This window comes from Terrabacter terrigena, assembly GCF_042676085.1.
Lineage (GTDB): Bacteria > Actinomycetota > Actinomycetes > Actinomycetales > Dermatophilaceae > Terrabacter > Terrabacter terrigena.
On record NZ_JBHTKH010000009.1, the window covers coordinates 25,522 to 43,229 of the forward strand.

The following is a 17,708-nucleotide window of genomic DNA, read 5'->3' on the forward strand; positions in this document are numbered from 1 at the left end:
GATGGATCCCGTTCAGTAGGAGAGCTTGTAGTCGTCGAGGCGGCCCTGGACCGGGTCGTCGAGGATGAGGAACGTCGCCGCGACCGTTGGCCCGAGAGTCCAGGTCGTGAGCCAGCGACGGCCGGGGCCGTACTCGTGGCTGATGCCGCGAATGAACACGTCCTGCTCGATCACCGCGCCGCCTCCGGGAGGCCGGCGACGGATGGTGATGCGGTCGCCGATCTGCCGGCCGAGGACCTGCGGGAACAGCGCGTCGGGGTTCGCTCGAGGGTCGATGGTGATGGACGAGAACCGGAGCGACGGGTCCTTCGACATGCCCATGACGCGACGCGCCCAGCCCGCGGTAGCCGCGTCGGTCTGCAGCATGAGCCCGTCCTTGGAGTAGCCGACCGGGTACTTGTCGTACACGGACGCGACCTGCTCCACGCCGCCGACGCGTGTCGCGTAAACCGCTGTGGCGCGGGGTCCGTCGTAGGAGATCTCGACGTCGACGTAGGGAAGCTCGCCGTTCGCGACGTCGGACCCGAAGATGCCCTGGCTGACGGTCGACCGGGTGCGGGTGAGGATGTCGGAGCGGCCGCGGAACACGACGTCGCCGTCGCCGTTGACGTACAGCTCGCCGAGCTCGGAGTCGTTGACGACCTGCAAGTCGGAGAGGGCGTTGTTGCCGAACGTCGTTGCCTGCATGGTGACTGCGCCGCCGGCGACGTCGCGGTCGGCGGCGGACCAGCCGGCGGTGTCGAGGATGCGGTTGACGCGGGCGGTGGACGTCTCGCCGGCGCCGACGGGCGCGGTCGTGCCCTGCGGGGTCGACAGGATCGAGAACGCGTCGGCGAGCTGCAGCGTCGCGGTCGCGGACTGCGGCCCCTCGTAGCCGTAACGCCACTTGATGAACCCGGTGCAGAGCGGGTAGGTGACGCCGTTCCAGAAGGCCAGCCACTTGAAGATGCGACGCGGGACGACCTGTGTCGTGACGCCCGCCTCGACGTAGGGTCCGGCGAGGTTGGTCGGGTCGAAGCGGCGGTCGTCGTTGCGTAGGAGTGCCGTGCCTTCGCCGGCGTCCCACTGCGGGACAGGGTCGTTGGAGTTGTTCGCGCCCCGGGTGGACGAGCACGACACGAGGTATGGGGTGACGTCGGCCCACACGTCGCCGGCGGAGAGGGGGTTGTCGTCGAGGAGCCCGTAGACGGGGTCGTTGAGGTGGAAGTAGTTGGTGACGCCCGGGGCGGCGTCGAAGTTGATGAGGGCTGTGACGTCGGGCAGGTCGGGCATGGGTTACCGCCCCGTGGGGGTGATCTTGATGCGGATGCCGCGCCCGTTCTGGTTGGAGTAGTCCTCGAGCTCACGGGCCAGGGTCTTGACGTCCTGGACGCCGTAGAAGTTCGCCTGCTCGATGTGGATGCCGCCGCCCATGACCTCACGCGCGGTCGGCGCAGGCAGCACAGCCGAGCCGCGGCCGAGGTAGGCGAGCTCGGGGCCGCCCTCGCCAACGAGTGCCCAGCCGGCCGGGATGTTGCGGCCGCCGCGCGCGAACCCGCGGACGCCCGACAGGAAGGGGTAGGCGGTGCCGAGGCCGAACCCGGGGTGGCGGCGTTCCATGTGGACGTGCGGCCCGGACGAGCGGCCGGTGCTGCCGGAGTAGCCGATGAACTGGCCCTTGGTGACGCGCTGTCCGACCTTGACGATCTCGCGCGTCATGTGGCCGAGGATGGTCATGTTGCCGTCGGCGTCGATGGTGCGGACGTGGTAGCCGAATCCGCCTGGGTCCCAGCCGTCTCGGGCGACGACGCCGTTCATGACAGCGCGGATTGGGGTGCCGAGCGGGGCGAGGAAGTCGTAGCCCTTGTGGCCGGGGTAGCCGTTCCAGCCGGTGCCGATCGGCTGCGGCACGGGCCGCCCGAGGGCGCCAGTGAGGACGCCGGAGAACTCGGCGCCGCCGCCTCCGAAGAAGATCGTCGGGTTCCGGCGAGCCTGCGCGGCCTGCAGCGCCTTCGCGCCCTTCGGTGACAGGCCGACCTCGACGGTGACGGTCTTGGTGGGCGGGATGTCGCGGATGTTGTTCGCGATGTCCTTCGCCGACTTCGCGGCGCCGTGCATCTTGTCGGCGGCGTCCTTCGCCCACCCGAACCCTGGGATGTGGGAGAGGGCGTCGAGCATGTTGCCGATCCAGTCGGCGACGGTGGAGAACCCGTTGATGAGGAACCGGATGACGGGCGCGATGACCTTGTTCCACATCCAGGCCGCCGCCTCCTGGATCTTCTGGAAGGCGGTGGTCGCGACGCGCCGGAACGTCTCGGAGTGGTCCCACGCGTACTTGAGGCCGATCGCGAGCAGGCCAAGGGCGGTGATGACCATGCCGATCGGGTTCATCCGCATAGCGATGTTCAGGAGCTGCTGGACGATCGTGTAGCCCTTGGTGATCGACGTGATGGTCTTGAACAGGCCGATGCCGATGAGGATCTGCGGGAGGAACCGGATGAGGGTCGCGGTGAGGGCGGCGATCGTGTCCTTGTTGTCCATCAGGAACTGGGTCGCGCCGTGGATGGCAGGCATCAGCCGGCTCTTCATCTCGCCGCTGAACGCAGTCATGACGGGCAGGACGGCCGAGCCGACCTGGACCTTCACGCCGTCGAGCGCGGCATGCCACTCGCGCTGCTGCTTGATGTTCTTCTTGAGGTCGTCGACCTGCTTCTGCCCGACCGTCAGCCCGAACTTGTCGGACTCCGCCATCAGGTCCTTGATGCCTTCCTTGCCCTTGTTCAGCATCGGCAGCATCTCGAGGCCGCCCTTGCCGAAGAGCTTCATCGCGAGCGCCGACTTCTCGGCACCGTTCGGCATCTTCGCGAACTTCTCGGCGATGTCGGGCAGCAGGTCCGCCATCGGCCGGATCTTGCCGGTCGAGTCCTTCGCGTTCACGCCGATCGACGCGAGCGCCTTCGCGCCCGGGCCGGCCTTCCCGGCGACCGACGCGATGTTCTTCTCGAGGAGCTTGATGCTCTTGGACAGGGCTTCCTGGCTGACCCCCGACTCGCGCGCTGCGAAGTTCAGCCGCGAGGCGTCCTCGATCGAGCCGCCGATGGCCCGCTGCATCCCCATCGCGGCCTTCGTGTTGCTGGTGAACGCGTCGACGGACTGCTTGCCGAACAGCACGGCGGCGCCGCCGGCGGCGATGAGCCCGACCCCTGCAGCCTTGGCGCCCTTGTGCAGTCTCTCGCCGAACGCGCCGCCATGCTTGCCTGCGTCGGCGACGGATCGGCCGGTGTCATCGGCGGCCTTCCCGACGTCCTTGAACGTCTTGGAGGCACGGTCGCGGGCGATGATGTCGAACGCCATCGCGAGTCCAGCCATCAGCGCGCCCTCGCCTTCTGCACGATCTCGTCCTCGAGGCGCTCGACGACCTTCTCGATCTCGGCGCGCACCGCCGGGGCCGCGTTCTGCCAGCCCTTGTCAAACCAGCCCTGGCCGCCGACCCGCTGGTCGACCCACTGGTTGCTCCCGAACACGCGGTGCCGGAGGATCCCCTGCTGGTTGATGAGCTTCGCGTTGACGGCGCCAATGCCGCGGCCCGCGTTCCCGTACCGGATCGCGACCGTGACGCCGGGGTCGTGGGACGCGTTGACGCTCACGGACTGCTTCACAGCGGCGCCGCGGGCCCTCAGGCGTGCAGGCAGCGCCTTCTCGAGGCCTTGCGCCACGACCGGCTTCTGCCTCGTCACGGCGTCGCGTAGGCCCTTGTGCAGCTCCTTGCGGAACCTGACGTCGTCGACCTCCCCGAGAGCCTTTGCCAGCCGCTTCAGCTGGTCCGCACCTGTGACCTCGAAGTCGCTCATGCCACCCCCAGCGCGTCCCGCAGCTCCCGCTCCTCGGGCGGCACGTCCCGGCCCGCCGGCCCCTCAGCGATCAGCACCTCGTCGAGCAGCGCCCGGAAGCTCGCCGGCGGCCGCTCTTCGCCGGCGGACACGACGGCGCGCCCGTCGCCCTGAAACTCCTCGACCAAGAGCGCGTACGCGACGTCGCACACGTCGGCGACGCTCAGGCCGAGGCGCGTGAGACGACTTCCTGGCGCTGCCGCACCATGAGGGCGATGCTGGGCCGCCCCTCGAGCTCGAGCCGGCGCACGACCCGCGAGGATGAGTCGTCCGCAGATGAGGGCCTCGTTGTCGCCGGCCCACCGGAGGAGTCGGAGGGCCGGGCGGTAGGGCGGGCAGTGATTGCCTCGATCGCCTGAGACACGACCTCCATCAGGTCGTCGCCGTCGGCGCGGACGAGGGTTGCGTGCTCCTCGAACCTCTGCCAGTCATCGTCAGCGATGACGTTGCGGAGCAGGTCGTACATCGCCACCAGGCCGTCGAGCTCGTTCGAGTCGATGTCCTGCTTGGCGAGGTGCGCGAACTTCAGCAGCGGCATCATCCCGAGCCGCGGTGCGAGCTCGAACGCCTCCCCCTGGAAGGTGAGCACGGCCGCTGGGGCGGCGAGCTCGCCGGCGACCGCGGCCGCGCCGGTGACGTCGCGCGTCGGGTCCGGCACCATGTCGCGGCGGCGCTTGTTGCGCTTAGCCACGGCTGGTCCCTGCGCTCCACATGGTGAACGGGGTGGTGAGCCCGGTGGGGATCTCCATGTTGAAGGTGCACGGGATGACGGCCTTGTCGGGCGCCTTCTTGAACGCGGTCGAGATCGTGCCGCCCTGGATCGTCTGCCGGCACAGCAGCCGCAGCGTACGGTCCGTCGACTCCCACAGGATCATCGCGCGGACCTCGTTGCCCGGGGTGGGGGGCTCCACCTTGAACAGGGAGGTGGCGCCGGTGCCCGAGGTCGCCGTCAGAGCGGCGACGCCACCGTTGAGCGCACGGTTGTAGTTCGACAGCGTCCAGGACGCCAGGTTGAACGCGATGGAGCCGGACCGGCTCGTCGTCGCGTACTTGATCGGGTCGAAGAACTCCGCGACGGAGACGGCCTCGACGTTCGTCTGGTACTGGAACGTCGACCCGTCCTCGGTCGCGCCGAGCGGGATGTAGGCGACGGCCGGGTCGTCGGTGAACACGCTGCCGGCAACCGTGTTGGTCGGGTCGGCGGTCCCGAGCGCGGCGAGCCACAGCATGCCCGGGTCGGTCAGGACGACCGGTGCGGCGACTGAGTGAGCCATGGATCAGCCCTCCTTGGGGGCGTAGGTCTCGACGAGCTGGTCCCGCGAGAGGTCTGCGATGTCGGGCTCCGTGACACCGTCGCGGGTGAGCGCGTACGCGGCCCACTGCTCGCGGCTGGCGTTCCTGGCCGGCGGGTCCACCTGCGCCTTCGTCACCGAGGACGGGTGGACGACCCCGTTCTCGACGTGGGACAGCGGCACTGCGTCACCCGGGTTGAACGCGCGGGCGCCGTTGATGTCGATCGGCTCAGCGGCGACGTAGGTGCCCCACTCGGCCTTCTGCGCGGCGAGGTACTCGTCGATGGTCATCTCGGCCATGGGAGGTTCTCCTAGAGGTTGGTGCGGTAGCTGATGGTGACGATGAGCCGCTGCACGGCCCCGGACGAACTCTGCGCCTGCACGACGTCCGCTGCCGCGGTGCACGTCGACGCGGGGGAGAGGGTGCCGCCCAGGGTCTGGTCGGCTTGGATCCACGACGCGATCGCGTCGAACGCCCCGAACACGTCGGGGACGGTGGTGTAGCCGGTCGCCATCGCCAGCTCGCAGACGAGCGCGCCGGTCTCGGTGGCGGTGTAGCCGTCGGGTCCTTGCTCCTGCGTGAACCGGCCGACGGTCGGCTCGGCGAGCGACGGCGCGTAGGCGATGGTGAACGCGGCCGGCGGGTTCTCGCCCGTGACGACGGGGCCGTCGAAGATCGACACGCCGAACGTCGTGCCGGGACCGATGATGCCGGGCAGCGAGGCGGCGAGCTTGGCCCGGACCTTGTGCCATGCGACGGCCATCAGGCGATCCCAGCTGGCAGCCGGTATGGGGCCAGAAGTTCGATCGCCCGGTTGGGGATCGCGTAGCCGGCGATGATCTGGGTGCCGTCGAGAGGCTGCTCCACAGGCAGCGCGCCGGCGGCGGGGGTATTGCCGAGCTGCGTCTGCCAGAGGTGGACGGCGATGATGAGCGTCGCGAGCCGGATCGCTGTAGGGCATGACGTTCGGCCGGCGACGTAACTGACGGTCAGGTTCCGGCCACTGAGCCAGCGCCCGAGCCCGGTGAGGACGCCGGCGGTTCCGGTGGTGGTGAAGGTGACGGCCGTGCTGTTGCTGTCGGTCACGCTGGTGATGGACACGACCGGCCTGGTGCCGAGCACGGCGAGGCCGCCGTAGGCCTGGACGGTGTCGGTGACGGTGCGCCACAGGACGGGCCCGACGATGCCCTCGACGACCTCCTGCGCGGCCTCGCGCATCATGTCGAGCTCGGCGAGCTGACGGCCGTCGGCGTCGGCGGGGACGTTCGCCTGCCGCAGCACCTCCGGCAGCGTGACGATCGCCGTAGTGGTCGCGTCGATGGACAGTGACACGGTGGGCGTCCTCTCACCTCGACGGGTATGGGGCGGTGCACGACACCGCCGGGGCGCGCACCCCGGCGGTGTCGTGCACTCACTTGCTGCGGCTGCGGCTCCGGCGGCTCTTGCCCTCGTCGACGGACGGCTTGGCCGTCTCGCCGGTGGGGCCGTCGTCGCTCTGCGTCGCCTCGGCGGGGTCCTCGACCTTCGCCGACTCGTCCGCGTTGATCTCCGGCAGCCGCGGGCCGTTGTCGTCCTCGACGGGCTGCTCGGTCTCGGCGAGGCCCAGGTTGACGGGCTCGTGAGCCCGCTTCGACCTGGACGACCGCTCCCGGGTGGTGGTGGCGTGCTTCACGCGCGCCTCGGTGGCGGGGTCGAGCACGACGGCCGTCTCGACGTCGCCGGCTCCCCGCCCGGCCGGCACCGCGGCGCCGGAGGCGACGAGGCTGGCTGCCTCGTCGGCCGGGAGGTCGATCTCCTCGCCAGCGGCCGGCCACGGCTTGCCGTCGCGGGAGCCGCTGATCTCGCTTGTCAGTCGCACCTTCATGTGACTGGTTCCCTTCTCTCGGTTCCGGATCCGGCGGCGATCAGGTCGCGGCGCCGACGATGTGCTTCAGGGCACCGGTGGTGTCCATCAGCGCGCCGTCACCGCGCAGGAGCGCCCGGTAGGTGATGAGGTCCGTGCTGAAGGCGAACTCGTCGCTCCGCTCGAACCGGATGCCGCCGACGAGGCGGACGAAGTACCGGCTGAAGTCGCCGAACACGACCGACTTGGCGTTCAGGGCCGTCGCCGGCATGAACGGGTCGGTGAGGATCGGCACGCTGCCGAACCGGTCCGGGGCGCCGGCCTGCAGCGAGGGCTGCCACAGGTACTGCCCGGTCGTGTCCTTGACCTTCCGCAGCGCCGCGACGGTCGTGTCCTTCATCAGGTACGCGGCCGAGGAGGCGTTGCGGTAGGGGGCGATCACCGAGTAGTAGAGGTCCAGCATGTTGTCCGCCGTGGGGACACCGGACGTGCCGGTCGCCGTGGTGACGCCGAGCGTCGTGTCGGCGAGGATGCCTCGCGGCTGGTTGGTGCCGGTGCCGGTGACCAGGTGCGCGCCGAACGCGTTGCCGAGCGCGCGCCCGGTCTCCATGGCGAGGTAGCCCTCGAGGTCGACCGACGCGTCGTCGACGAGCTCGCGGGACAGCTGCACCATGACGCCGTACTTGAAGGCGCCGAGGGACGCCTGCCCGAACGACGGGTCCGAGACGCCGATCGACGCGGCCTCCGCGACGATCGCGGCGGTCGAGTGCGAGGTGGTCTTGGGCACCTGCATCGTCTCGCCGCTGCTCGTGCGCAGGATCGTGACGCCGGCCTGAAGGACCGCGCTGGTCTCGATCATGTTCTGGACCAGCTGGTCGTAGAACGAGGTCTTGACCGTGTTGGCGCCGGCGCCGGCGGTCAGCTTCGACAGGGTACGGAAGTTCGTCCGCCCGGTCGGGTTGACCTCGATGCCGCGGGGCGCGCCGGCCTCGCCGCGGAGCATCGCGCGGACCTGCGCGACCTCCGGCGACTCGTCGTCGGCGGCCTGGTCGCCGCCGCGCTGGTCGGGCTTGGCCTCGAGCCGGGAGAAGGCCTCCTCGGTCTCCTTGGCTCGCTGCTCGCCGTCGATGACGGCCTTGATGCGCTTGTCGAGCGCGTCGAGCTCGGCGTTGAGCGTGTCCCAGGAGGACTGCTCCTCGCCGTTGAAGTTGCGGTTCTCATCGGCTGCGCGGTCCGCGAGGGCCTTCGCCTGCTCCCAGACGTTGGCCCGTCGCTCGCGCAGCCTCTTGACGACCTCAGACATGAGGCGGTCTCCTTCCAAGAGGTTTCGGTGTGTTGAGTGCGCGAGGTGGGAGCGGCCCTGCCTCACAGGGGGTGGTGCAGCACTGATCGCCCGGTGGGAACGGCCCTGCCGGGGGTGTCAGTTGGGTTTCGGGTCCTGGGCGCTCAGGCCCAGGGGTCGCGCTGCCGGTTGAGCAGCGACATTCGCGCGGCCGCGCCGAAGTCGTGCTTCGCCGCCTCCGTGCCGCCGTCGGTGCGCTTGAAGAAGCGGCGCAGCTCGTTCTGCTCGGCGAGCCGGCGCACGTCCTCGAGCGGCGCCTCGACCTTGCGGGCGAGGGATCGCAGACCGGTGCTGGTGTCGAGGTAGGCGGGGGTGTTGACCGGCGCGACGTCGACGAGCTTGACCGACAGCAGCGTCCGCAGCGGGATGTCGAGGTCGTTGAGGGACCAGTCGTCGCCGCCTGGCGGGACGATGAACGCGAAGGACGACTTGGCGACGTCGCCGCGCGAGACGAGCTCGTAGACGTCGGAGCGGGCCTGCGGCACGTCGACGTCGTAGTTGAGCCCGACGTTGTCGACGGTGAGGCGCAGGGTGCGGGCGACGGTCGTGCCGAGGAGCATGTTGTCGTCGTGGTTGTACCTGGCCATCACCTCCGGCCAGCCGTCGCCGCGGGACTTGTTGAACGCCTCTGGCGCGATGCGCTCGACGAAGCCGCCGAGGTTGCGCGACTGGACGTTGAACTTGGCCGCGTACCCGCCGATGGTCCGCTGCTTCTCAGCGGAGGCGCGCACCTCTACCTGCCCGGGGGTGAACCGGCGCTCGAGATCGGTCATGATGGGACTCTCCTAATCGGCGTGACGCCAGGTGGGTTGTCGGCCGGCGGCGCCTGAGTCGCCGGGGCTGGTGTGGGGCCGTACTGCTGTCCCTGGCCGTTCGGCAGGGGCGGCTGCTCCTCTTGGGCGCGGATCTCGTCGACGTTGGCGGCGCCGACGTTGAGGCGGATCTGGTTGACTTCCCAGCGGGTCTTGAGGTCGGCCCGGATCAGCGCGTCGGAGTTGAAGCGCACGTACTGCCGGTCGGGCAGCAGCGCGGAGAAGGCGGCCTCGAGCGTGACGAGCCACGGCCGGAGCGTGAACATCACGAAGTTGATCTGCTGCTGCTCGACGTTCGCGTACGTCATCGACGAGCCGGACTCGCCGCCGATCATCTCCGGCGGGATGCCGTAGATGGCGGCGATCTGGTTGGTCGTCATCTTCATCGTCTCGATGAACTGGGCCTCGTTCGGCGGCACCGAGATCGGGTCGTACTTCCAGTCGGAGCCGTGCACGAGCGGGGTGTGGGTGCGGATGGAGGAGACGAGCCGGGCCTTGATGACGTCGGCCTCCTCCTGCGGCACCGTCCGCTCCTCGTTGCGGAAGGTGCCGGGCGGGAAGCCGCCGGCGGCGAACCAGTCGGAGGCGTAGGTCTGCGCCTGCAGGCCGACGCCGAGGGTCTGCGCGAACGACGCGATAGGTGACAGGCCGAGCCGCTCGCCCGGCATCGCGAAGAGCGGGATGTGCACGACGTCCTCGAGCGGGACCTCGCGACCCTTCCAGAGCCAGCCGTTCTTGCCCGTCCGCGGGTCGACCTGCACCTGGCCCGGGTCTAGCCACGTGATCGCGGTCGGGAACTGGAAGCCGTCGCGCGCGGTGACGAGGCCGAACGCGTTGCCGCGCAGCCCGAGGGACGTGACGCACTGGTGCAGCCACGGGACGAGTTGGCCGTCGGCGACGAGCTGCGCGAACAGCTGCGGCAGCGAGCTCATGGGCTGCCGGTCCTCGCCGATCCGCCGGTACGGCTTGAGCGGGAGCGTGGAGATGGACTGGGCGAGCAGTCGGTTCGCGGCGTACACGGACGAGAGGCTGAGGGCCCGGTGCGGCGTCAGCGAGGCGGCGTCGGGGAACGTGGGCGCGTTGAAGGGGGCGTAGTCGCCGGACCAGGGGAGGCTGGTGATGGTGCGCTGCTCGGGCTCAGACTTCTCGGGCAGGCCGAGTAGGGAACGCCAGAAGCTCACAGGGCCTCCTTCACCAGACGGACTGCAGCAGGTCGTATGCGGGCCGGTTGGAAAGTCCGTGAAGTGCGCGCGTTGTGGCCGCAAGCGGGCCGATCTCCGGGCAGTCCTTGAGCTTCCACGCGCGTTCGCCGGAAACTCCCGCAGAGCGCCACCGGGCCGCCTTGACAGCGGTGTTGAGCGCCGTCTGGTTGCCGTGGTGAATCTGCCCCTCGGTGACGGCGTCGGCCAGGGCGCCGCAGGCGGCCGCGAACTCCGTCGCCGTCACAGCTGACACCTTCGCGCCGGCGCGCACCAGGTCTGCCTCCATCGACTTCGCCGAGATCGCGGTGGTGCGGTACTTCTCCGTCAGCCGCGCCACCTCGTCGGCGACCCGGTACGCGGGGAACCTGCCGTCAGGGAACTCGTCGGTCACGTGAAGCATCACCTGGGAGGACCCGTCGTCGCGGCGCCAGGCGGCGCCGATCCACGCCGACCGGTCCTCGGCGACGTCTACGCCCAGCACGAGGTCGCGACGCAGTGGCGCGTCGGGGTCGGCGAGGTCTCGCCACGCCGCGTACGACAGGCCGTCGCCCCCGGCCTGGTCGGCGTCCCACACGCCGGCGCCCTCGCGCAGGAACGCGTCGGAGCCGAGCTTCTTGCGCATGCGCAGGATCGCCTCGTGCGGAGTGTCCTCGGGGAAGGACGGGTTCGCCTTCGCGATCTGCGCCCAGTCCTTCTCGGTCATGGGTGCCGGCAGCGGCGTCGGCACGTAGTCATCGTCCGCGCCGAGCTCGACCCACCCGGTGTCGTCGTCCTCACCGGACAGCGCCTCCGTGCGCATCCGCTTGAACACCTCGCCGGCGTCCGTCGGCCGCGGAGGCGTGCCCATGAAAAGCAGCAGCGCCGAGGTCGGCTGCCGCGACTGGTTCGTGGCCGGGATCATGTCCTCGAGCGTCGACTCCTTGAGCCGCTGCGCCTCGTCGAAGATCAGCACGTCGACCTCGTCGAAACCGAGACCAAACCCGGACTCGCGGGCGCCGAACAGGATCCGCGACCCGTTTCGGAACTCGATCGCTTCCTCGCCCGAGCCCAGGACGACGCGCTTGACGTGCGGCTTGATCCGACGCCGGCGCGCGAACTTCTGCATCTTGCCGAATGTCTCTTCGGCGGTGCGCATCCGGTGCGCCGTCCAGATGACCGTGAGATTCGGGCACACCAGGCACAGCGCGAACACGATCGCGCCCACGAGGAACGTCTTGCCCACCTGCCGTGGGATCGACAGGCCCGTCCCGCCGATCGTCGAGGCGTACTTCCCATCCGCCCTCTTCGCCAGGATCAGGCGACCCACCGGCGGCTGCCACGGCCGGAACCGGATCCCCAGCTCCCGACACTTCCGCTCGACCTGCGGCCACCTCGTCGACGTCATCCCCGACGGGGCAGCCACGTGCTTCGCGAAGTCCGTCAGCCGCAGCGGCTCAGAGGGCTTCGGCGTCGAACGGCTCGTCGTCCTCGTCGCCACCGTCGTCGCTCTCCGCGTCCTCCGCCGCCGCCGCCTTCCGCTCGGCCTCCAACGCCGCGATCTCCGTCGACAGCTGCAGGATCTGACGCAGCATGGCCGCCTTCGCCGGGCCCTTCTCCGTCTTCACGTCCTTCGCCGCCTGCAGCCGCAACGCCTTCAAGATCTCGAGGTAGTCGCCCTCCGCGATCACCTGGTCGAGGCTCTTCGCGCGCGGCCTCCGAGGCGCCGCCGCCTTCTTCGCCGGCGTCTTCCTCGCCGACCGGGTGGTGCCCGCCGGCGTCACAACCGACAACTTCCGCACAGCCGCCACCACCCACCACCCCCACCGAGCAAACAGAAAAAACGCTCACAGATAGAAGCCGGCCGACACGCGGGTCGGGAGGCGGTCCCTGTCCAAAAAGTCAGAGCCGTGTCCGCGTCTCGCGGTTGTCTTGTCGGGCTCGCCCGCGTCGGGCGCCGTCGGTTTGGTTGCAGGGCCGCCGGCATACGGTGCATCGGTTGCGTGTGCCGTGTGCGAGGCCGAGGAGCTGGTCGGTGCCCGGGATGTGCTGGGCCTCGACGTACTTGACGACGTGGATGGGGTGGCCGCAGAGGACGCAGGCCTGGCCGGGCTTGAAGGCCTTGACGAGGGCGGTCCGGTCGGCTTGGTACTTGGCGCTGCGGTAGAGGGAGGCGGTGGGCCGGCCCTTCTTGAACGGCATGGGGGTCAGCCCTTGCGGGCTGTGCGCTTGGCCGGCTTCCGCTTGGGCCAGCCGGGGCAGGGCCTGTGGGGCATGCGGTCGACGGGGGTCTCTCGCCTGCAGACGGGGCAGACGTTGTCGGGTCGGCTCACGCTGTCTGCGTGGCGGGCTCGGGCAGGAGGCTGTCACGGTTGTCGATGCTGAGCTCGAAGCCCTGCTCGAGGAGGGCCATGTCGTGCTCGTGGGTGCAGTGGGCGCAGAGGATGACGAGGCGCCGGTCCCGTGCTCGGTACCAGGCGGTCATGCCTGCCGCGGAGGGGTGGCGGTCGCAGCTGTCTGCGATATGCGCGGTGGTGACCATGCGCGTCTCCCAACGTCGCGGGCCGGGGAGCGTGGCTCGGCCGGCCGTTGAGCCCGTGCTCTGCATCGGGCGTTGGTCAGCCTCATCGCACCGCGTCGGGCCGAGGCTGCCGGAGGTGGAGGGGCCCGCGTCAGTGGAGCGGGTCGAGGTCCCTGTTGTCTGGGTTCCCGGGCCCGTAGGTGATCTCCGTGCCGGCGGGGCTCATGCACTTCGGGAGTCCATGCGCGGGGGCCGGGACGTAGCGTCCACCGACCTGCTCGCAGTAGGCGCGGCCGGGCTCCTCGTCCGGGAGCCGGGTCGAGGTGAGGGCGTTGCACCCTGCGACGAGACCGAAGAACACGATCAGCCCGGCGATGCCGGTGAGGCGCTCTCGTGCGGTCATGAGCCGGACTGTAGCGCTCGCGACCTGTCCGCGGCCGCACGTTGGACGTACCCTCGTGAGATGGCTTCTGAGGGCACCTACGAGGTGGTCGTCACCCGCGAGGATGGGGCGTGGCTGGCCGACGTCCCGACCGTGCCGGGCGCCCACACATTCGCCCGCTCGGAGGCTGGGCTCGCTGACTCTGTCCGCGAGGTCATCGTCCTGATGGACGACCTCGACGATGACGCCCGCCCGGGGATCGCCTGGACGTTCGCCTGATCCCCGATCGCCTGGCACCTCGAGCCGTGGGGCATGCGAACGGCCCGCCTCGACAGGGGAGCAAGACGGGCCGTACGTCGCACGCGGTCGCTCACGGGAAGGGTGGACGACCGCCTACGGCGCCAGACTAGCATTCGGTGTGTCCACATTTGTCAAGTGGACCGTGGCCGGGCGCGGCGTCGATGGATGCGGGCGTCGGCCTCGAGCACGTCGGACTCGAGGAGCAGGGGCTGGCGCCGCTTGTGCGCGACGACCCGAAGCCGGCCGGTGCGGATCCACCGCCGGATGGTGCCGGGCTTGCAGCCGGCCGACCGGGCCGCCTCCTCGATGGTGAGCAGCCGGCGGTGCGGGCGCCAGATCACGCGGTCACGACCTTGGCGAGGATGCCGAAATGGTCGGACTGCCACACGCTCGCGCAGTGACGGTTCCGACACGTCACGTACTCCTCGCCGTTGGGTCGCACGAGGGTGCGCTGGTTGCAGCTGGGGCAGCGGGTGGGGATGCGCTGGTCGGCGTCGTCGGTGCCGGTGATGAGGGTGAGGGTGCGCAGGAGCTGCTCGGCCTCCTCGGCGATGTCGTTGGCGTAGCTCTGGGTGGTGATGTGGGGCAGGCGGGCGTTGAGGTAGCGGGCCTCGGCCCAGGCGTCGGGGACGGGCACGCCGTCGGTGCGGTACTCGAAGGGGCCGCGCTCGGAGAGCTCGTCGGCGACAGCGGTGGCCCAGGAGTGGAGCCAGCGTGCGGCGTCGTCGGCGGCGTCGTGGGCGGGGGAGGGGCTGATCTGGTCGACCTTGGTGGCGCGGCGGGTGGGGTCTCCGGTGGGCTGGTCGGGGGGTGCGAGGCGGCCGCCGGGCATGCGGTGCAGCGCGGTGATGCAGGGGGGCAGGGCGTCGATGGTGTCGCGGAGCTGGATGCCGCAGTGCTGGCAGAACCCGCCGATGACGGCGGGCTTGGGCAGGCAGCCGCGGCAGTGGTCGTCGTGGTCGGGGCATTCGCGTGTGCAGCCGCAGTCGGGCTGGTGGAGCCCCAGCAGGGTGCATCCTCGCCTGCATCCGGTCACGACGCCTCCTCGAGCTCCTCGACGCGGTGCCGGCCTGACCAGCCCGTCATGTCGACGAGCCAGGTGTGGAACGTGACGATCGGCGTGTATGCCGCGGTCTCGGTGTCGTAGCCGAGGCACTCGGCGTCACGCTTGGCTTCGGCGGCCTCGCGGGCGTCGCGGTACTCCCGCACGAACTGCAGGTGCGGGCACGCGGGGTTGCGGCGCCGGCACGCCGCCATGCCGGGGGAGCAGGGCATCAGGGACCCGCCTCGATAACCCCGGCACGAGCGGCCCGCGCGGCCCGGGAGGAGTTGGGTAGGGGGGCCCTAGCGCCACCGCCCGGATGCTCCAACAGTGCGGCTCGGGCGGTGGCGCACCCCCTAGCGTCACACGAGTCTTCACCGCCGCCAACCTCGTTGTCGAGGGTGCCAGCGACCATGCCGTCCGGTGCAGGCCCGGCCGCGTGCGGCTCGTCGCGCCGGTCGTCAGGGGCGCAGTTCGGGTGGGTGCCGATGCCGCGGGCGACGAGCTCCTCGTGGAGGCGGGTGCCGCAGCCGGCGGCGCAGAACGTCTGGGAGATCCGGCCGCCGAGCCGGCGTGGGTTGCGCCAGGGGCCGGCGGAGAGGGCGCTGCCCTTGAGCGCTGGCATCAGCGGGCCCAGACCCGGACGGCGATCAGGTCGCCGGCGTGGCCGGCGTTGCGCCAGGCGAACTGGACGCGGCCGCGGAACCCGTTCTGGGCGGCGGCTGCTCGCGCTCGGGCGATCGCGTCTCGACGTGCGGCCTCGTCGCGGAACGTGCGGATCCGCAGGTACGTGGTCTCGGTGAAGACGCGCATCAGTTGCTCGCTCTCAGCCAGGGCAGCCGCCTGCGGAGGCCGTCGCGGACGATGCGGCGGGCTTGGTCGTGGCACTCGGCGCGGTAGAACGTCCACTGGTAGTCGGGGTCGTTCGTGTAGGCGACGGACCGGCCCTCGAGGCTCGCGACGATGAACAGCGACGTCACGTTGGGGTGGGTGAACTCGAGGGTCCGGCTGTAGATGACGGGGATGCCGTTCGGTGTGCTGGGGCCGCCGTGCCTGAAGCGGTACGGAAACCTGGTCATCACCAGTTCCCGTCTGCGAGGTGGTTGGCGAGGTCGATGACCGCCTGGACGCCTTCGGGGCCTTCGCGGTAGACGTCGCGGGGGATGCGGTCTCGGAGCATCGTGTTGCGGGCTGTCCACCAGCGCCGGACGCCCTCGAGTGACCACACGTCCGAGAGCACCTGCTCCACCTCGGCGGGTACGTTGTGCTGGGCGCCCCGGTGTGCGTCATCGTCCCTCGGGAGGGGAGAAACGTCCGGGGCGCCACCTGACGTCGCGGGCTCCGCGGGACCGACGGCCAGCGCGGCGCGGAGATCGTCGAGCGCAGCGTCCATCGCCGCGTCGCTCTCGGCGGTCACCAGCACGACGCCGGAGCGGAGGCAGTCGTCGCACGGTTCGTAGGTGACCATGCCGTCGTCGGCGGTGAGCACCGCTCGGGCAGCCGCCTCGACTCGCGCCACCTTGGCCTCGGCAACCTGGGCCTCGTGGTACTGGCGGGCGACCTCCTCCTCGGAGTCGGCCAGCCGCCGACGCAGCTCGGCGTCGAACCAAAACCGTCGATGGCACGCCGCCTCGTCGACGCAGATCCAGCCGTCGTCGTAGGTCGTCTTGGCGATCATGCGGTGCTGGCACTGCTGCTCGGTCATCTCGTCTCCTGGTCGATGAGGGTGCGGGCGGCGTCGACGTGCTCCGCCGGCGGGCGCGAGGCCGCGATGGGGTCCGCCTTCGCCTTTCGCCTGGTGCGCCGGTGCGCGGGGATCTCCGCGCGGACAGCGTCGGCGAGTGCCTTCGCGGTCGCCTCGTCCGTGACGAGCGTCGAGGAGCAGTCGGGGCAGCGGTCGGCGCCGACGGGGTGGTCCTCGTGCGCCATGCACGTCTTGTGCATCGGGCACTGGGGGTGCTGGATCTTGGCCGGGACGATGCCGCCGAGGTCGGCGATGAGCTTCCACCAGCGGCCTTTGGGGTCGAGGACGGTCTCGGGGGTGGAGCGGTCGAGGTGGGCCACGATGCTGAGGGCGAGGTGGACGTCCCGGTAGGGATGGTTCTTGAGGTGCAGTCGCAGGAACGCGTCGACGGCCTCGACGGTCCAGTCGCCTCGGATGGCGGCGACGGAGCGGGCGATCCGCTGCCGCTCGGCGGCCATCATGATTCGACCCTCGAGTGGAATCCCGGTATGCGCGCCCGCGCGTCACTTGAGGTCAGGTGATCTCTGGTCCTCAGCCATGTTTCTCCGTTAGTCCGTCCGTTGTGTCCGTCCGTATGGAGTCCCACATGGGAGTCGCAGACGGGAGGCGCGTCCGCGAGCCTCGTTCCGGTCGCAAGGTAGTCAGCCATGCGGCGCAACGTCTCGGGAGAGTCGAAGGCGTAGCCCAGTGCCGAGTTGCACCACTGGCACAGCACTCCCCGCCGGCAGTCGGAGCACGACTTGTCACCCGGGCAGCAGGAGCGGTCGTGGTCGACGACCCAGCCCTTGCGGCCCGGGACGGTGCTGCCGCAGATCGCACAACCATCCTGCGCAGCAGCCACGGCGGCCTTCTCATGCGAGCCGAGCCCGTGCTTGCGGCGCTGGGCGGCGTCCGACAGGCATGTGCAGCAGGAGGATTCGAGCCCATCCCGGCTCGAATCGCGCAGCCCGAAGAGCTCGACGGAGCGTCGACGACCGCAGGTCGCGCACTGCTTCGTGCGGATCATGACGCCTCCCGCCAGCAGCCGCAGTCGGGCCCGTGGTGGCGGACGCAGTTGCCCTTGGCAGACGCGCGACGCTTCGTCTCGCGAACCGACTCGGTGGCGGCCGCCGAGGGCTGACGGGCGGTGAAGTTTCGGATCTGCCAGCCGCCCGGGGCGTCGTCCCACAGGCCGTACTTCTGCAGGAGTCGTGCCGTTCCGGTCGTCGCGTGGATGCTCGACAGGGCGTAATTCGGGATCCGACCGTCGGTGCCCTGCCCGCCAGACCACGCGAAACTGGCCATGTAGTTGGCCCACGCCTGCCACTTTTTGGGCGACGGGTCGCTCAAAAGCGCCAGGATTTTGTCGTGCGAGGCGATGTTTGAGTCGAGTCGCACCCAGG

At 70.2% G+C, this 17,708-nt stretch carries 29 protein-coding genes; 2 read left to right on the plus strand and 27 right to left on the minus strand.

The window, feature by feature from the left end; all coding sequences use genetic code 11:
• Nucleotides 1–12: 12 nt before the first annotated feature.
• The 17 genes from ACFQ2V_RS14045 to ACFQ2V_RS14125 form a co-directional block, all read right to left on the minus strand.
• Nucleotides 13–1,272, minus strand: coding sequence for a hypothetical protein (locus ACFQ2V_RS14045; RefSeq protein WP_386053466.1), 1,260 nt, complete (start codon nt 1,270–1,272; stop codon nt 13–15).
• Between the two features lie 3 nt (nt 1,273–1,275).
• The gene (locus tag ACFQ2V_RS14050) at nt 1,276–3,348 is read right to left on the minus strand and encodes a phage tail tape measure protein (protein WP_386053467.1); all 2,073 of its coding nucleotides are present in this window, start codon (nt 3,346–3,348) and stop codon (nt 1,276–1,278) included.
• Nucleotides 3,348–3,830: a hypothetical protein gene (locus tag ACFQ2V_RS14055; RefSeq protein ID WP_386053468.1), complete on the minus strand. Its 483-nt coding sequence runs from the start codon at nt 3,828–3,830 to the stop codon at nt 3,348–3,350. Before ACFQ2V_RS14055 ends, ACFQ2V_RS14050 begins: the two co-directional genes overlap by 1 nt.
• A complete protein-coding gene (locus ACFQ2V_RS14060; RefSeq protein ID WP_386053469.1) occupies nt 3,827–4,021 on the minus strand; it encodes a hypothetical protein in 195 nt (64 codons plus the stop codon). The genes ACFQ2V_RS14055 and ACFQ2V_RS14060 overlap by 4 nt, the downstream gene beginning before the upstream one ends.
• 11 nt (nt 4,022–4,032) lie before the next feature.
• The gene (locus ACFQ2V_RS14065) at nt 4,033–4,560 is read right to left on the minus strand and encodes a hypothetical protein (RefSeq protein WP_386053470.1); all 528 of its coding nucleotides are present in this window, start codon (nt 4,558–4,560) and stop codon (nt 4,033–4,035) included.
• Nucleotides 4,553–5,143 (minus strand): hypothetical protein, encoded by a 591-nt coding sequence (locus ACFQ2V_RS14070; RefSeq protein ID WP_386053471.1) that lies wholly within the window; start codon nt 5,141–5,143, stop codon nt 4,553–4,555. The genes ACFQ2V_RS14065 and ACFQ2V_RS14070 overlap by 8 nt, the downstream gene beginning before the upstream one ends.
• 3 nt (nt 5,144–5,146) lie before the next feature.
• On the minus strand, nt 5,147–5,461 hold the full coding sequence (locus ACFQ2V_RS14075) for a hypothetical protein (RefSeq protein WP_386053472.1): 315 nt from the start codon (nt 5,459–5,461) through the stop codon (nt 5,147–5,149).
• Between the two features lie 11 nt (nt 5,462–5,472).
• Entirely contained in the window at nt 5,473–5,925 is a 453-nt protein-coding gene (locus ACFQ2V_RS14080) for a hypothetical protein (protein WP_386053473.1), read from the minus strand.
• Nucleotides 5,925–6,494 carry a hypothetical protein gene (locus tag ACFQ2V_RS14085; RefSeq protein ID WP_386053474.1) on the minus strand — a complete coding sequence of 190 codons (570 nt, stop codon included), beginning with the start codon at nt 6,492–6,494 and terminating at the stop codon, nt 5,925–5,927. The genes ACFQ2V_RS14080 and ACFQ2V_RS14085 overlap by 1 nt, the downstream gene beginning before the upstream one ends.
• Before the next feature lie 79 nt (nt 6,495–6,573).
• Entirely contained in the window at nt 6,574–7,026 is a 453-nt protein-coding gene (locus tag ACFQ2V_RS14090; RefSeq protein ID WP_386053475.1) for a hypothetical protein, read from the minus strand.
• Nucleotides 7,027–7,066: 40 nt separating this feature from the next.
• Nucleotides 7,067–8,308 carry a phage major capsid protein gene (locus ACFQ2V_RS14095; protein ID WP_386053476.1) on the minus strand — a complete coding sequence of 414 codons (1,242 nt, stop codon included), beginning with the start codon at nt 8,306–8,308 and terminating at the stop codon, nt 7,067–7,069.
• Nucleotides 8,309–8,451: 143 nt separating this feature from the next.
• Nucleotides 8,452–9,120, minus strand: a complete 669-nt coding sequence (locus ACFQ2V_RS14100) for an HK97 family phage prohead protease (RefSeq protein ID WP_386053477.1) — start codon at nt 9,118–9,120, stop codon at nt 8,452–8,454.
• The gene (locus ACFQ2V_RS14105) at nt 9,117–10,340 is read right to left on the minus strand and encodes a phage portal protein (RefSeq protein WP_386053478.1); all 1,224 of its coding nucleotides are present in this window, start codon (nt 10,338–10,340) and stop codon (nt 9,117–9,119) included. Before ACFQ2V_RS14105 ends, ACFQ2V_RS14100 begins: the two co-directional genes overlap by 4 nt.
• A gap of 10 nt (nt 10,341–10,350) precedes the next feature.
• Nucleotides 10,351–11,667: a DEAD/DEAH box helicase family protein gene (locus ACFQ2V_RS14110; RefSeq protein ID WP_386053479.1), complete on the minus strand. Its 1,317-nt coding sequence runs from the start codon at nt 11,665–11,667 to the stop codon at nt 10,351–10,353.
• Between the two features lie 127 nt (nt 11,668–11,794).
• The gene (locus ACFQ2V_RS14115; protein ID WP_386053480.1) at nt 11,795–12,151 is read right to left on the minus strand and encodes a hypothetical protein; all 357 of its coding nucleotides are present in this window, start codon (nt 12,149–12,151) and stop codon (nt 11,795–11,797) included.
• Between the two features lie 88 nt (nt 12,152–12,239).
• On the minus strand, nt 12,240–12,539 hold the full coding sequence (locus ACFQ2V_RS14120; RefSeq protein ID WP_386053481.1) for a hypothetical protein: 300 nt from the start codon (nt 12,537–12,539) through the stop codon (nt 12,240–12,242).
• 127 nt (nt 12,540–12,666) lie between these two features.
• The gene (locus ACFQ2V_RS14125; protein WP_386053482.1) at nt 12,667–12,822 is read right to left on the minus strand and encodes a hypothetical protein; all 156 of its coding nucleotides are present in this window, start codon (nt 12,820–12,822) and stop codon (nt 12,667–12,669) included.
• Nucleotides 12,823–12,951: 129 nt separating this feature from the next.
• Between ACFQ2V_RS14125 and ACFQ2V_RS14130 the strand changes: the two genes are divergently transcribed.
• Nucleotides 12,952–13,062 carry a hypothetical protein gene (locus ACFQ2V_RS14130; RefSeq protein ID WP_386053483.1) on the plus strand — a complete coding sequence of 37 codons (111 nt, stop codon included), beginning with the start codon at nt 12,952–12,954 and terminating at the stop codon, nt 13,060–13,062.
• On the opposite strand, the gene ACFQ2V_RS14135 is transcribed toward ACFQ2V_RS14130, so the two are convergent.
• Nucleotides 13,010–13,261, minus strand: coding sequence for a hypothetical protein (locus ACFQ2V_RS14135; RefSeq protein ID WP_386053484.1), 252 nt, complete (start codon nt 13,259–13,261; stop codon nt 13,010–13,012). The genes ACFQ2V_RS14130 and ACFQ2V_RS14135 overlap by 53 nt on opposite strands.
• 60 nt (nt 13,262–13,321) lie before the next feature.
• Between ACFQ2V_RS14135 and ACFQ2V_RS14140 the strand changes: the two genes are divergently transcribed.
• Entirely contained in the window at nt 13,322–13,519 is a 198-nt protein-coding gene (locus tag ACFQ2V_RS14140; RefSeq protein ID WP_386053485.1) for a type II toxin-antitoxin system HicB family antitoxin, read from the plus strand.
• 152 nt (nt 13,520–13,671) lie between these two features.
• On the opposite strand, the gene ACFQ2V_RS14145 is transcribed toward ACFQ2V_RS14140, so the two are convergent.
• The 9 genes from ACFQ2V_RS14145 to ACFQ2V_RS14185 all read right to left on the minus strand — a co-directional run bounded on the left by ACFQ2V_RS14145 (nt 13,672) and on the right by ACFQ2V_RS14185 (nt 17,703).
• Nucleotides 13,672–13,881, minus strand: coding sequence for a helix-turn-helix domain-containing protein (locus ACFQ2V_RS14145; RefSeq protein ID WP_386053486.1), 210 nt, complete (start codon nt 13,879–13,881; stop codon nt 13,672–13,674).
• Nucleotides 13,878–14,576, minus strand: a complete 699-nt coding sequence (locus ACFQ2V_RS14150) for a hypothetical protein (RefSeq protein WP_386053487.1) — start codon at nt 14,574–14,576, stop codon at nt 13,878–13,880. The genes ACFQ2V_RS14145 and ACFQ2V_RS14150 overlap by 4 nt, the downstream gene beginning before the upstream one ends.
• On the minus strand, nt 14,573–14,815 hold the full coding sequence (locus tag ACFQ2V_RS14155; protein WP_386053488.1) for a hypothetical protein: 243 nt from the start codon (nt 14,813–14,815) through the stop codon (nt 14,573–14,575). Before ACFQ2V_RS14155 ends, ACFQ2V_RS14150 begins: the two co-directional genes overlap by 4 nt.
• A 391-nt stretch (nt 14,816–15,206) precedes the next feature.
• The gene (locus ACFQ2V_RS14160) at nt 15,207–15,395 is read right to left on the minus strand and encodes a hypothetical protein (RefSeq protein WP_386053489.1); all 189 of its coding nucleotides are present in this window, start codon (nt 15,393–15,395) and stop codon (nt 15,207–15,209) included.
• Nucleotides 15,395–15,661 carry a hypothetical protein gene (locus tag ACFQ2V_RS14165; protein WP_386053490.1) on the minus strand — a complete coding sequence of 89 codons (267 nt, stop codon included), beginning with the start codon at nt 15,659–15,661 and terminating at the stop codon, nt 15,395–15,397. Before ACFQ2V_RS14165 ends, ACFQ2V_RS14160 begins: the two co-directional genes overlap by 1 nt.
• Entirely contained in the window at nt 15,661–16,287 is a 627-nt protein-coding gene (locus ACFQ2V_RS14170; protein WP_386053491.1) for a hypothetical protein, read from the minus strand. Before ACFQ2V_RS14170 ends, ACFQ2V_RS14165 begins: the two co-directional genes overlap by 1 nt.
• Nucleotides 16,284–16,787, minus strand: coding sequence for a hypothetical protein (locus ACFQ2V_RS14175; protein ID WP_386053492.1), 504 nt, complete (start codon nt 16,785–16,787; stop codon nt 16,284–16,286). Before ACFQ2V_RS14175 ends, ACFQ2V_RS14170 begins: the two co-directional genes overlap by 4 nt.
• Complete coding sequence (locus ACFQ2V_RS14180) at nt 16,784–17,332, minus strand: endonuclease domain-containing protein (RefSeq protein ID WP_386053493.1); 549 nt, start codon at nt 17,330–17,332, stop codon at nt 16,784–16,786. Before ACFQ2V_RS14180 ends, ACFQ2V_RS14175 begins: the two co-directional genes overlap by 4 nt.
• Entirely contained in the window at nt 17,329–17,703 is a 375-nt protein-coding gene (locus ACFQ2V_RS14185) for a hypothetical protein (RefSeq protein WP_386053494.1), read from the minus strand. The genes ACFQ2V_RS14180 and ACFQ2V_RS14185 overlap by 4 nt, the downstream gene beginning before the upstream one ends.
• Nucleotides 17,704–17,708 lie beyond the last annotated feature (5 nt).